Below are 13,986 nucleotides of genomic sequence, written 5' to 3'. Positions count from 1 at the left end.
AAAAGGAGAGTGTTTCCAATATGCTAGAATTAAAAAAAACAACACTGCAGCAAGTCACTCAGAATATCCAAAAGCAATTTACTTCGTATGCTAAGCAAGATTTTAGTAACTGCATACAGATGCCTATCTTCCAGCTTAACTATTTTATTAACCAGGCTATTCAAAAACATAAAGTCATCAGTATAAGTTATAAAGATATTCATGATAATGAATTTGTAGCAACTGGTTTCATCTCAAGAAACAAAAACAATAAAACAATTCTTAAACTTGATAGTCTTGGAGATAATTTATCGCACCTGTTAAATATTAACCAAATAAAATACATTAAACTGGCAAAAAGATAAAATCATCCCTAAATATCTTAGTTGTTGACTAATAAAAACCATTGGCGATTATTCCTGATGAACAGGTAACTAATTTGCCAACGGTTTTTATTTTGACTCTAATATAATTCTAAGTACTGATCACGTTCCCATTGTGAAACTTCTTGACGATAAGCACCCCATTCGAGTTTCTTACCTTCAATAAAGTTTTGATACAAATGAGGACCCATTGCTTTTGCAATTACTTCATCTTTTTCAAGTTCTTTAAGTGCGTTATGCAATGTTGATGGAAGATCAGAGATACCATTTGCCTTACGTTCTTCCTCATCCATCACATAGATGTTGCGATCGATTGGCTTTGGAGCTTCGATCTTCTTACGTAGCCCATCCAACCCTGCTTCTAGAATTGAAGCAATTGCTAAGTATGGATTTGCACTTGGATCTACACTACGTAATTCAAGACGTGTTGACATACCACGTGCGATTGGAACACGTACAAGTGGTGAACGGTTACGACCAGACCAAGCAACATAAACAGGTGCTTCATATCCAGGAACTAAACGCTTGTATGAGTTAACAGTTGGGTTAGTTACAGCTGTGAAGCTACGTGCATGTGTCAACAACCCGCCTAAGAAGTAACGTGCTTCTGTAGATAATTGCATTTCATCATTTTCATCAAAAAATGCGTTTCCATCACCATTAAACAATGACATATTAATGTGCATACCTGATCCGTTAATGCGGTCAAGTGGTTTTGGCATAAATGTTGCATGTAAACCATGTTTTCTTGCAACAGTTTTTACAACTAACTTAAATGTTTGAATATTATCACATGCTTGGAGTGCATCAGCATACTTAAAGTCGATTTCATGTTGTCCAGGAGCAACTTCATGGTGAGAAGCCTCAATATCAAAGCCCATGTTTTCCAATTCCAAAACAATGTCACGACGGCAATTCTCGCCCAAATCAACAGGAGCTAAATCGAAGTAACTTCCCTTATCATTAAGGTTCAATGTTGGCTTGCCAGTTTCTGGATCAAGTTTAAACAAGAAGAACTCTGGTTCAGGTCCAATATTAAAGTCGGTAAAGCCTAATTCCTTCATTTCGTCAAGAACTCGAATCAAGTTATTACGTGGATCACCGATGAATGGTGTGCGATCAGCATTGTAGACCTCACAAATAACACGAGCTACTTTCCCATGTTCGCTTCCCCATGGGAAAATCATCCAAGTTGATAAGTCTGGATATAACCACATATCACTCTCTTCAATCCTAACAAAACCATCAATTGAAGAACCATCAAACATTAATTTGTTATCCAATAATTTTTCAAGTTGGCTAATTGGAACCTCAACATTCTTGATAACACCATATAGATCGGTGAACATCAAACGCAAAAACTTAACATTTTCATCTTTGGCTATTTTACGGATATCATCCTTTGTATAATTAGGCTTTACCATCATTAAATCGCTCCTTATTGAATTTTTAGAAGTTACTATTATGTTTAAAAGAAGACTCATTCTGTTTGCCGAGCCCACTCACTGCAATAAACTCATCACGCAAAATCCGTCGCACATCAGTATCCGTCAGTGGTTTCTCAAGCTTAGCTTGTTTCTCAGCAAGTTTTCGTTCCTTCTCATCGTATATATGCTTAATACCAGCCATATTAATCCCTTCATCCAAGAAATCCTTAATCTCAAGTAGACGATCAATGTCATTCAAAGAATACATTCTACGATTACCTTCACTGCGCTTAGGCATGACCAACTCTTGTTCTTCGTAGTAACGAATCTGACGTGCAGATAAATTTGTGAGTTTCATCACAGTACCAATAGGCAAAACAGCAAGCGACCGTCTGAGCTCCTTCTCTTTCATAACAACCCTCCTCTAAGTTACGCCCTTATGATAGCAAGGGGCATTATGAATGTCAACGCCAAATGTTACATCTTCTTACATCTTTTTGTTTTCGAAGAAAGTTTCGCTTACTGCGTTACTAATCGCAATTTTTACGTGTGAATAAGTTAATCCTCCTTGAATATACAAAGTAAATGGAGGTCTCAAAGGCCCGTCAGATGATAGTTCAATTGTTGAACCTTCTGTAAAACTACCCGATGCCATTATTTCTTCGTCCTCGTATCCGTCCATGTAACTGGGTACCGGATCTACAAACGAATTCACAGGTGAATAATGTTGAATTGCCGCACAAAAAGAAATCATTGCCTCAGGGTTTCCAAAGTTAATCGTCTGTACCAAATCTGTTCTCGGTTCATTCCATTTTGGTGAAACATCGAGTCCCATTTTTTCTAACAGTGCACTTGCAAATACTGCGCCCTTAATTGCATTAGCAGTCACATTTGGTGCCAAGAAGAAACCTTGAAACATATCACGCATGTGTCCGATAGTCGCCCCTTCATTTTTACCTGCTCCTGGAACATTTAATCTATTCCCTGCTTGCTTGATTAGATCTTTTCTTCCCACTATGTAGGCCCCGGTCTTAGCAATTCCAGCACCAGCATTTTTAAACAATGAACCCGCCATCAGATCTGCACCATATTCGGTTGGTTCGTGAATTTCTGAAAACTCACCGTAACAATTATCAACAAATACAATCACATTTGGCCTGATTTGTTTTACAAATTTAATCATCTGCTTGATTTTTTCGACAGTAAAGCTTGCTCTGTCTGAATAACCACGTGAACGCTGAATAGCAATTACTTTAATCTTCTCGTCAGCTTTCAATTTTTTCGCAACATCTTCATAATCAACCTCACCATTTTCAAGTAATGACGAGTGATTAAAGTTAATACCAAAATCTTTCATTGCTCCAGGTTCATCTCCAACAATACCGACAACATGCTGAATGGTATCATATGGCATTCCTGTCATATAAAATAATGTATCTCCTGGCCTAAGCACCCCAAAAAGTGCTGTTGTAATGGCATGTGTTCCGGAAATTAATTGCGGTCTAACCATTGCATCTTCGGTATTAAAGTAATCTGCATAAATTGCATCAAGTTTGTCTCGACCGACATCATCATACCCATAGCCAGTCGAACCTGCAAAATCTTCCTCGGCTACGTTATGCTTTTTAAAACATTTCAGCACCCTCATTTGATTGTATGTAGCCTGATCGTCAATCTCTTGTATCTTACTCTTTATTTGTTTTTCGACCTCTTCAATCGTTTGCTGTAATTTTACCGGTAATTCACCCATCCATGTACTCAAACTCTATCTATCCTTTCTCTTTAAGCCACAACAAAACTGCACTTGTTATCTTCTCAAATTCAGTTTCATCAGAAACTAAATCAAACCATCTTACATTCATTTTGTTTCTAAACCAAGTCAACTGCCTTTTGGCGTAATGCCTCGAATTTTTCTTTATTTCTGCTACTCCATTTGCTAGACTGTCCGTTCCTTCAATAAAGGGGAAAAGCTCCTTATATCCGATTCCCTTACCAGGTTGTAAATTCATACCGCCTTCTTGGAACAACCAGCGTGCCTCATCCAGCAACCCTTCTTGTATCATTTGATCAACTCTTTGCTCGATTCTTTCATACAAGACATTTCGTTTCGTATTCAAACCGATTACCAAAGCATCTATTTCCTCATCTCGTTGATCAAATTGTTCCGAAAATTTGCGTCCCGTAACCTCATATACTTCAATTGCACGAATAACTCTTCTAACATTATTAACAGGAATTTGCGCTGCTGCAGCTGAGTCAATCTTATTTAGATAGCTCCACAAAGCCTCATTCCCATTTTCTAAAGCAAAATCTTGGAACTTGTTTCGGATGTCTTGATCACCTCTGACATCATTACCACCCAAATTATAGCCATCAAGAAGTGCCTGCAGGTAAAACCCAGTGCCACCTACTATCAAAGGTAGTTTATTTCTTTCACTGATTTTCTTGATCTGCTTTCTTGCATCCCGCACAAAATCTGCGACCGTAAAATGTTGATTTATTTCCCTAATATCAATCAAGTGATGGGGAATTAACTTTCTTTCTTCCATGGTGGCCTTTGCTGTCCCAATATCTAGGCCACGATAAACCTGCATAGAATCTCCTGAAATTATTTCAGCATTGAATTTTTGTGCCAAAGCAAGAGACAATGAGGTTTTTCCAACAGCGGTAGGACCCACAATAACTATTACTTTATATGCCAAAAAAACGGCTCCTTTCACTATTTTTTATTTCATCTTGAGCAAAATAATCAATAAACTGGAATTTAGAGTCAAAATACTTCATAATGACTATGTAGTAACTAGATTGAGGAGGTTTTCTTATTGAAACAGTTTAATACAGGATTTTTATTAGGAATTGTTACAACAATCGGTGCAGCTGCAGGTTGTTTTTATGCTTTCAAGAAAAATGTTGTTGAACCAATTGAAATAAAAGAAGAACGCGATGATCAACATCGTCGTCGTGCAATCCGTAAAATGCATTCTGCACACCAAGGATAACACTTTTAAAATAACATAATACTGTGATATACAATTAACTATCCTAAAAATAATTAATTGTATTTGAGAAAAGGGCTGTGCCAAAACAAATGTTTTGTAGCAGCCCTTTTTTCATTATCTATAAACGTACTTTTTCGTTAATCCTGTATTATACAAAAAAGTCCTCAAACCCCTTCGCTAATACTACCTTGTTACTTTCTTTTTTTGATCTTGCCATCCCAACGTTCAAAACCATTTTTTAATACAAAAATGTCTTTGTATCCGTCTTTATGCAGCTTAACCGCTATTCTTGTACTCAAAGACTTGCCTTGATCATACAGGTAAACAGGCATATCCTTACGAATTGATTCTTTCATAATTTTGAATTGTGTGTATGGAACGTTACGTGCTCCCATTATATGACCAGCATCAAAATTATCCTTATCTCTCAAATCAATAATCTGCCCAACATGCATCCCTTGTCTGAATTCTTTGTTCTCAAGCAAAGTTGCAACTCGTCTTCCTTGATACCATAAATATAGCTGATTTCCGATAATGTAAAGTAGAATTGCAATGGCAATAATATCAATCACAACCCATACTGAAACATTTAATACCATAAACTATCATCCCCTTTTCATTCTGACCTCTTATTTGAAACGTAATGCTAACGAAGCAGCACCAATAACACCAGCCTCGTTTCCTAATTGTGCTAATTTAAGTTTGGTAGATTTTCTAACTGTTGGGAAAGCAAATTCCAGAAAATATTTTTCCACACGACTTAATAAAAATACTCCAGCCGCAGAAACCCCGCCACCAATAATAATAGCTGAAGGATTCAATAAGTTTCCAATATTACCAGAAGCCAAACCCAAGTAGTAACAGACACGATCAACGACCATCTTGCCGAGAAGATCATCTTCTTTCGCCAAGTCAAACACAATCTTAGATGTAATCTCCTGCCCGTCATCTAATGCGCTCTTCAATTTGGAATCTCCCGCAAATTCTTCCGCAAGATCGCGTGCAACCCGAACAACACCAGTTGCTGAGGCATATGTCTCTAAACATCCTTGATTACCGCAGGTACACAAATATCCATTTGGCTGTACAACCATATGTCCAATTTCACCCGCTGCTCCAAGTCCATGAAGAAGTTCCCCATTAGAAACTAATCCGCCACCGACGCCTGTTCCTAACGTGATAAACGCAACTTCTTTATCATTTTCGCCTGCACCCTTCCATTGCTCACCTAAAGCAGCAACGTTCGCATCATTATCAATAGCAAAAGGTATCTTTGTCTCCTCTTCGACAACCTTTTTTACTTCTTGCAAGGTTTTCCAATTAAGATTATACGCACCTGTCACAGTTCCTGCTTCTAAATCAACTGTTCCTGGGGATCCCATACCAATACCAAGAAACTGTTCAGGTTCCATACCATATAAATTCAGGTGATGATTGATAGACTCAACTATATCTGGAACAATGTGTGCTCCATCATCAAGAATATTGGTTTCAAAGCTCCATTTTTGTTGAATTTCACCCTTTTCAGTTAAAATTGCAAACTTGATTGTTGTACCGCCCAAATCAACACCAATCAATTTTTTGTCCATTAAATGTCCCTCCAAAAATTAAACATCTAGTTATTTTCTTCCTCAACCTTATGTTCACGAGTCAAAATAAGTTTAGCATTCAAAAATGTTTGTTTGTCGATAACTCCAGCTCGGTACAAGTTATCAAGCTCGAGTGCCATCAGCTCAATATCCCACAGCCGTTTACCGACATAAACAAAAACTCCAAATTTTTTCAACAGCTGTTGCACGTCGTAAAGTGTCTTCAAAAAAACATCTCCAATTGATTATAATAGAAAACTTTAATTTTTAAAACCCAAAGTAAACATCATAATACATAGAAATACCAGTGCCAAAGTGCTGACAATTCTTTTTGGGAGAGGAATACTGCCTACGCGTGGAACACCCACACAATATCCCATCAAAAAGCCGCCAACAAGACCACCGATATGGCCTGCCAAATCAACATTACCATAAAAACCAAACATAATATTCAATACAACAAGTAGCAAAAATTGCTTTCCCATTGCTCTGATATATGGATTGCTACTGAATGATTCTCCCATCATCAAATAAATTCCAAATAATCCAAACAATGCAGTACTTGCACCTGCAGATAAGGCGTCTGGATTGAATGCAAAACTTGCAAGATTTCCGGCAATTCCACTCACTAGGTAGACAGCTAAAAAACGGCCGCGGCCCAAAATATTTTCAAGTTGAATTCCTACGAAATACAAGGTTATCATGTTTAAAACAATATGTTCAAAACCAATATGCAAGAACATCGGTGTGATTAAGCGCCACCATTGCCCCGCAACAATAAGTGTATTAACTTTTGCACCAAACTCAACCAGTACCCCCACACTTTGACTACCACCTGCCAAAGTCATTAAGATAAAGACGAGTACGTTTATGCCTAAAAGTGTATAGGTAACCACAGGTTTCTTTACCACTATAAATCATCCTCACAACGTCAATATTTTTTTTATCAAAACATCAGTTTCTTCAATCGGCCATACTGATTTCTCAAAATAACGTGGTTTTTCAGCTAGACTAATTGTTTTACCTTCATAATCGGCCAAAAAACGGTCAAAATAGCCACCGCCAAAGCCAAGTCGTTCTCCTCTAGAAGAAAATGCTAAGCCTGGGACAATAATTAAGTCGATTTGTTTTTTATCAATTTCTGTACTTGTCTTCTCAGGTTCTAGGATTCCAAATTTATTCTTCGCAACTCTTGTCGTCTTAGTCAACAATTTAAAGTTCATCTTTCTTTGCGGTAAAGTGAGAGGGACACAAACCTGCTTAGATTCTAACCATGCTTGTAAAATTATTGGTTTAGTGTCGATTTCAGAAGGCAAACTCAAAGTCATTCCTACCATATCAGCATTGATCCATTCAGAAGAATTAAAAAGCTTCCTATATAGCAATAGTTCTTCTAATTCCTTCTCCCACTCATGCTTTCGTTCTTCAAATATCGCTAATTGTTTTCTTCTAAATAGTATTTTTTCTTTCATCATTACTATCGAGTAGCCCCCAAAAAGATCCCATATTAAGAATTTCAAAAGAGTATAACATAATAAAAAACAACAGGAAAAAGTTCCTGTTGTTATTTTGTTTCGCGATGTAATGTTACCTTGTTATCACGTGGGCAGAACTTATTCAATTCCAAGCGATCCGGGTTATTACGCTTATTCTTACTTGATAGATATGTCCTCTCATGACATTCAGTACATTCCATTGTAATGTGTACACGCATATTCTAAACCTCCAAACTACGACTTCATTTCAAAAGGGCAACTAAGCCTCTAACGTAAATATGATACCATCTTTTATACGAACACGCTAGTATTTTTTCGAAAAATGTTAAGGAAATTACCTTGACAGTCTAATTTGTAGTATAGCCATCACTGGATTGTACATCTTTCCAGTAGGCTTCATAAATTTCATGCATTGAAGTCATATTGATTGAATCTTCTTCAGACATTCCTGGAAATGCAATCGCAATCACTACTTGTGGATTTTTAGCGGGTGCATAAGAAACACCACTCAGAGTAGTTGTTTCATTTGTTCCATAATATGTCTGCGCAGTACCAGTCTTGGCAACTACTTGTGGATTCAAGTCTTCAAGTTTTGTACCAGTTCTCATCGAATTAGAGCCATGAACTACGCTCCAAAAACCATTTTTTACAACATTCCATTCGTCACTCGTCGCATCTACAACATTTAAGACATTTGGCGTAAATTGGTACTTAGTCTTACCCAAGCCCCCGTTTTTACTTGTACCTCGAATAGCCTGTAAAATGTGTGGTTGTAAACGATAACCGCCATTTGCAACAGTTGACATATACTGTGCTAACTGAATTGTGGTATACGAATCATAGTTACCAAATGATAAGTCAAGAGCTTTACCAATATCGCTCTGTGTTGAAGGACCTTCATATCCAGAAGCTTCTCCTGGAATATCGACTCCAGTCTTCACGCCCAACCCAAATTGATTGAAATATCCTCTAAGTTTGCTAAAGATTGAGGTAGACATATTCAACGATGCACCTTCCTTATACTGGAATCCTGCTTCACGCATCGCCAATTGCATCATATATGAGTTTGAAGAAATCTCCAGTGCTTCCGAAGCAGTTAATTGCATATCATTGCTCCCCGAAGAATTAAACCATGAAGACTTACTTGCGGTATCTTTCAATTTAATTGGCTGATCAGTAAAAGTATTGCTTGTAGGTGTAATTGCACCAGACATTAAACCACCCATTACTGTCGCACCTTTAACAACAGACCCCATAACAAATGATTGATTGATCGTACCGAGTGCATTTTCAGAAACCTTACCGGTCTTAATATTGCGGCTTACACCTGCTAAACCATAAATCGCTCCCGTATTCGGATTCATTATTACAGCATAAGCACCAGCAAGATAAGGATTACTTCCTGAAACGCTCTTAACAGCACTTTCCATAATATTTTGCACATCTTTTTGGAACTTTTCATTAATCGTTAAAACGATATTGTCGCCCTTCTTACCACCATACGTCTTGATTTCCTTAGTGATTTTATTGTTTTGGGTTTCAAGTGTTGTAACTGATTTTGTGCCTTTTAATACATTTTCATATTGAGATTCAATGTAACTTGAGCCGACACTGTCATCTCTTGCGTATCCTTCTGCTAAAAGTTCACTCAACTGGTCGCTTGGAAGTCCTTGTTTTTTACTTGTTACAGTCCCAATGACACTCTTGACAGAACTACCATTTGGATAGCTTCTCGACCAGCTTGTGCCAATCTTTACACCTGGCATCTGAGAAAGGTTTTCTCCGACTTCTGCCATCTCACTATCACTAACATCTTCATACTTCAAATACACCGTCGAAAGCGCATATGCCCCACTCATCTTCGAGTAAACGACTGCTGCTTGTTTTTGTTTGCTTGTTAAATTCGCCGCCAACTTGTGTTTTTTCACATAAGCCACTTCGGCCTTGTAAGTCTCTGTTCCACTCAGGCTTGAAAACTTAGATATCTGTTTTTTTAATTCATTATTAACAGCTTTAAGATTTTTTTCACTCCCAAGGTAGTAATCAGATTTCATTGACGTTGTTAATGTACTAGTATCTATCTTGACATATTTAACGAGTTCATTAGCAATTTGATACATCTGTTTCGAAGTAACAGACAATGGCTTTGTATATGTAATCGCTCGTGATGCACTATTTGAGACTAATACTTTCCCAGTTGAATCGTAAATCATCCCACGCTGAACACTTCCGGTTTCAGTTTGTGTATCTGTACTGCTGATTTCAGATTCAAACTTAGTCCCGTTAACAATTTGGAGATATGCCAACTGCCAAATCAAGGCAGCAAAAAGCAAAAAAACAATAACAAAAAGAAAGTTCAGTCTAAAGGGTGTCTGTGATTTCTTTGTTTGCCTTTTTTTACTTGTCTTTCTAAGAAACTTCAATTTTTTTCCCTCACAATAAATAATTAATTAGCCATTTTCTAACACGGGCCTGCCACATAATAGTTCACCTAATAATGTTACCATAAATTAGTCTTGATACTTTATTAATTGTCTAAACTTTAATAAAAACTACATGCTTTTTTCAACTTTGAATTTTAGTCTGTATTATAATTAGAGATGTTACATAAATCATTATTAGGAGTTTAGCATGAAAATAAGATTAACACACTTTGTTCGCAGTCATTATCCTTTAATACTTAGTTTTTTCTTACCCATCTTTCTAATGGGCGGTTACTTTATCTCACAGAAAATGTTTCCATTTGGTAAAAGCAGTCTGTTAACCGTTGACTTAGGACAGCAATACATTGATTTCTTCGCATATTTTAGAAGAACTCTTTTATCAAATCCTAGTGGCTTCTTTTATTCATTCTCCAAGGAAGTCGGGGGCAACATGATTGGTGAATGGGCATATTACCTCATGAGTCCATTTAATTTATTCTTACTATTATTTCCCGAGAAGTACTTAGCGGCGGGAGTCATGCTGATCACACTCTTAAAGTATGGCTGTGCAGGTTTATCATTTGGCTATTTTTTAAAAAAAATGCGCACACAATCAGGGTTGTCAATTATTGCCTTCTCTACTTCTTATTCAATGATGGGTTGGTTTGTCGCCAATCAATTGAATCTACTATGGTTAGATGCAACAATTTTCTTACCATTGATTGCCCTAGCGCTTCACAGACTTTTATCGGGTAAGAAAAGTTGGCCTTACATTATTCTACTAGCCATCATGCTGATCGATAATTATTATATGGGTTACATGATCTGTCTCTTTTTAATTTTGTATTTTATTTGGTTCGTGTTTTCAAGCGCACGCGATTTAAAGAAGATTTTTTCGTTAAGCATTCGTTTTATTATTAATTCACTCGTTGCAGTGGCAATCTCAATGATTATTCTGTTGCCTACAATCGCTTCTTTACTTTCAAGTAAGGGACAATATACCCAAAGTTCTGTAAGCCTAAAATTCGAGTATAATGCCCTCAAAATGCTTTCCAAGTTTGTTGTTGGTTCTTTCAACTTTCAACAGATGCCTTCGGGTTATCCCAATCTTTTCATTGGTTCTGTTTTCCTGATTGGATTTATTTTATACTTTGTTGATTCAAAAATCAGCCTGCGCGAACGAATTTTATCATTTCTAATCAGTATTTTCTTAGTCTTATCCTTATGTTTTGAGCCTCTGGATCTATTGTGGCATGGTTGGCAATTTCCTGTTTGGTATCCATATCGTTTTTCCTATATCGTAAGTTTTTGGATGCTTCTACTAGCCAGTCGAACTCTCAAAAATTTTGTAGCAGTGCGTCCTTGGAAAATTTGGCTTAGCTTCATCCTTTACGCTGGCATAATTGCGTATTCTTTCATAAATGAAAAAAAATTCTCTTATGTAACCAATGAAACTCTGATTTTTACAGCCATCTTTGCAACCCTTTCTCTTGCAGTTTTGGCCTTTGCTGTGAATTCAAAATATAATAGAGTCAAAATTTTCTTGTTATGTTTGATCAGTGTTGTTGAAATATCAATGAATGCTTATATTTCATTAGGCAATTTGAGTTATCTTACACAAAAAGACTATGCAACTCCTACAAAAGCACTCATCAAAGACAGCAACTATCTAAATAGTCTTAAAGACAGCGCCTATCGTACGGGACAGACATATAGTCGTACTAAAAATGATGGTTTGGCTAATAATTTAAATACTGGTTCATATTTTAGCTCAGCCCTGGAAAAAAGTATTCCAGACTTCTATGGTATGCTTGGAAATCCTGATGGGGATAATTATGTTACTTATTCAAACGGAACGATTATCAGTGATGCTTTATTGAACATGAAGTATTTTATTACACCTATTGATAGTTCATTGTTAAAAAACGGGCAGCCGCTCTCATCATTGACCGAGAAACCCGATTTGTCCCGTTATAAGGAGATTAAGCAAAACAAGTTAACGCAGATTTATAAAAATAATAATGCCTTAGGCTATGCTTATCTTGCCAATAATCAGTTGAAGAACTTATCTGTATTCTATGATAACCCCATTGAATACCAGACTGAGTGGCTAAATGACATAAGTGGCAAGCAAAATACCAAGTACTTTGAGGCACAAAATTTCAATGAAGTTGTATTTCAAAATATCGAACAATCAACTAAATTAACAAATTCTGTTTTCAAAAAGAAGGATCTTGCAAAATCTGCACAAATAGTTTTTAAGTTCACACCTAAGACAAATGATTCATACTATTTAACTCTTGGTTCTGCGCTAGATTCAGACAATGCTACACTGTATTTGAATAATCAACCATTAAAACAATATAGCACTTTCAGGCACACTGTCATAGTCAACATTGCCAACCATTCAAAGGGACAAGAAATCGTACTGACTGCGCGTCTAAAAAAATCGTCATTATGGTTGAATAACTTTGTTCTCTATAAAATGAACAATCGTTTAGTACAAAATAAGATTAACCAAATCAAAAAACATTCGGTCAATCTAAAACAAATTTCATCTCGTAAACTATCTGGAACTTATAATGCTTCCACTAATCATCTTTTAGCTACTACAATTCCATATAGTTCTGGATGGACGGTTCGTGTAGATGGAAAGAAAGTTTCGACTTTTAAAATTCAAAATACGTTCCTTGCAGCAAACGTAGCCAAAGGAAAGCATTCAATTACTTTGACCTTCACGCCTCCTCTGTTCGTAACAGGAACCATCATTACACTAATTGGTTTAGCCCTGCTGCTATTCATAATTATCTTTGAAAACAAGAAAAGACGAAAAATGTAACATAAGTTGATAAGATCTGTGTACTAACACAAAATTGCAGCGAGTAATTTGCTATGAACATTCAAAGTTAGACAAAAAGTCTAAACTCATGAAACACGTTCTAGGTAAATAGAGGGGTCAAGGCAAAAGTTAACTCTTGCCTTGACCCCTCACCTCGTGATAATCAACTATCCATTAAACTATTAAAATAATCAACATCTTTTTGATAACCAACAACTAATAGACTATCTCCCAGCATCAATGCATCACTTGGTGCAGGAGAGATGTCTATTTTTTTATCATGCCTAATCGCAATGACGTTAAGTGCATATTTTTTCCTGAATTCAAGTGAAGCCAGTGATGCTCCCACAAAGGAATTTTTTGTAATTTTGATTTCAGCAACTTTAATATCAGAGGATAAATCAAGATAGTCCAGCATATTTCGTGAAAGCAGGTTTTTCCCAATTCTGGTCCCCATATCTCGTTCTGGATGGACAACTTTGTCTGCTCCCAACTTTGTCAAAACGCGAGCATGGTACTCGTTCTGTGCCTTAGCCGTAATATATTTAACTCCTAACTCCTTAACCATTAATGTCACAAGAATGCTGGCCTGAATATCCTCACCAATTGCGATTACAACATGATCAAAATTTCTGATGCCAATCGACTTGAGTGTACTCTCATCCTGTGCGTCTGCAATAATAGCTTGTGTTGCGATATCTTTAAAATCATTGATTCGCGCTTCGTCTTTATCAATCACCAATACTTCAGCACCTGCATTTATTAAGGTCTGACAAACGCTTGAACCAAACCTTCCTAACCCAATCACAGCAAAAGTCTGCTTAACCATTCTACTGAAACTCCTCCCTAAC

General features: G+C 36.8%; 15 protein-coding genes. 3 read left to right on the top strand and 12 right to left on the bottom strand.

Annotation, left to right across the window (positions count from 1 at the left end; all coding sequences use genetic code 11):
- The first annotated feature begins 20 nt into the window (after positions 1–20).
- On the top strand, positions 21–344 hold the full coding sequence (locus IV36_RS00365) for a hypothetical protein (RefSeq protein ID WP_056990201.1): 324 nt from the start codon (positions 21–23) through the stop codon (positions 342–344).
- 98 nt (positions 345–442) lie between these two features.
- Here IV36_RS00365 and glnA read toward each other — a convergent pair whose 3' ends face one another.
- From glnA to miaA, 4 genes are all read right to left on the bottom strand, one after another.
- The gene (glnA, locus tag IV36_RS00360; protein WP_056990200.1) at positions 443–1,786 is read right to left on the bottom strand and encodes a type I glutamate--ammonia ligase; all 1,344 of its coding nucleotides are present in this window, start codon (positions 1,784–1,786) and stop codon (positions 443–445) included.
- 25 nt (positions 1,787–1,811) lie between these two features.
- Positions 1,812–2,201: a MerR family transcriptional regulator gene (locus IV36_RS00355; protein ID WP_056990199.1), complete on the bottom strand. Its 390-nt coding sequence runs from the start codon at positions 2,199–2,201 to the stop codon at positions 1,812–1,814.
- A 75-nt stretch (positions 2,202–2,276) separates the two neighbouring features.
- Positions 2,277–3,539 (bottom strand): methionine gamma-lyase family protein, encoded by a 1,263-nt coding sequence (locus IV36_RS00350; RefSeq protein ID WP_056990198.1) that lies wholly within the window; start codon positions 3,537–3,539, stop codon positions 2,277–2,279.
- A gap of 19 nt (positions 3,540–3,558) precedes the next feature.
- Positions 3,559–4,491 (bottom strand): tRNA (adenosine(37)-N6)-dimethylallyltransferase MiaA, encoded by a 933-nt coding sequence (miaA, locus tag IV36_RS00345; protein ID WP_056990197.1) that lies wholly within the window; start codon positions 4,489–4,491, stop codon positions 3,559–3,561.
- A 120-nt stretch (positions 4,492–4,611) separates the two neighbouring features.
- Here miaA and IV36_RS11810 point away from each other — a divergent pair, with 120 nt between their 5' ends.
- On the top strand, positions 4,612–4,788 hold the full coding sequence (locus IV36_RS11810) for a DUF3042 family protein (RefSeq protein WP_003690633.1): 177 nt from the start codon (positions 4,612–4,614) through the stop codon (positions 4,786–4,788).
- Between the two features lie 191 nt (positions 4,789–4,979).
- Here IV36_RS11810 and IV36_RS00340 read toward each other — a convergent pair whose 3' ends face one another.
- The 7 genes from IV36_RS00340 to IV36_RS00315 form a co-directional block, all read right to left on the bottom strand.
- Complete coding sequence (locus IV36_RS00340; protein WP_056990196.1) at positions 4,980–5,387, bottom strand: rhodanese-like domain-containing protein; 408 nt, start codon at positions 5,385–5,387, stop codon at positions 4,980–4,982.
- A 30-nt stretch (positions 5,388–5,417) separates the two neighbouring features.
- A complete protein-coding gene (locus tag IV36_RS00335; protein ID WP_056990195.1) occupies positions 5,418–6,377 on the bottom strand; it encodes an ROK family glucokinase in 960 nt (319 codons plus the stop codon).
- A 26-nt stretch (positions 6,378–6,403) separates the two neighbouring features.
- Entirely contained in the window at positions 6,404–6,604 is a 201-nt protein-coding gene (locus IV36_RS00330; protein ID WP_056990194.1) for a YqgQ family protein, read from the bottom strand.
- Positions 6,605–6,637: 33 nt separating this feature from the next.
- Positions 6,638–7,288 carry a rhomboid family intramembrane serine protease gene (locus IV36_RS00325; protein WP_056990193.1) on the bottom strand — a complete coding sequence of 217 codons (651 nt, stop codon included), beginning with the start codon at positions 7,286–7,288 and terminating at the stop codon, positions 6,638–6,640.
- A gap of 12 nt (positions 7,289–7,300) precedes the next feature.
- Complete coding sequence (locus tag IV36_RS00320) at positions 7,301–7,852, bottom strand: 5-formyltetrahydrofolate cyclo-ligase (protein WP_056990192.1); 552 nt, start codon at positions 7,850–7,852, stop codon at positions 7,301–7,303.
- 89 nt (positions 7,853–7,941) lie between these two features.
- Positions 7,942–8,091: a 50S ribosomal protein L33 gene (gene rpmG, locus IV36_RS11805; protein WP_003690623.1), complete on the bottom strand. Its 150-nt coding sequence runs from the start codon at positions 8,089–8,091 to the stop codon at positions 7,942–7,944.
- A gap of 129 nt (positions 8,092–8,220) precedes the next feature.
- Positions 8,221–10,296 (bottom strand): peptidoglycan D,D-transpeptidase FtsI family protein, encoded by a 2,076-nt coding sequence (locus tag IV36_RS00315; protein WP_056990191.1) that lies wholly within the window; start codon positions 10,294–10,296, stop codon positions 8,221–8,223.
- Between the two features lie 208 nt (positions 10,297–10,504).
- On the opposite strand from IV36_RS00315, the gene IV36_RS00310 reads away from it, so the two are divergent.
- A complete protein-coding gene (locus tag IV36_RS00310; protein ID WP_056990190.1) occupies positions 10,505–13,135 on the top strand; it encodes a YfhO family protein in 2,631 nt (876 codons plus the stop codon).
- 163 nt (positions 13,136–13,298) lie between these two features.
- Here IV36_RS00310 and IV36_RS00305 read toward each other — a convergent pair whose 3' ends face one another.
- On the bottom strand, positions 13,299–13,964 hold the full coding sequence (locus IV36_RS00305) for a potassium channel family protein (RefSeq protein WP_056990189.1): 666 nt from the start codon (positions 13,962–13,964) through the stop codon (positions 13,299–13,301).
- Between the last annotated feature and the right edge of the window lie 22 nt (positions 13,965–13,986).

Origin of the sequence: Liquorilactobacillus mali (assembly GCF_001437155.1) — a bacterium.
GTDB lineage: Bacteria > Bacillota > Bacilli > Lactobacillales > Lactobacillaceae > Liquorilactobacillus > Liquorilactobacillus mali_A.
This window is presented reverse-complemented; position numbering and strand designations above follow the sequence as displayed.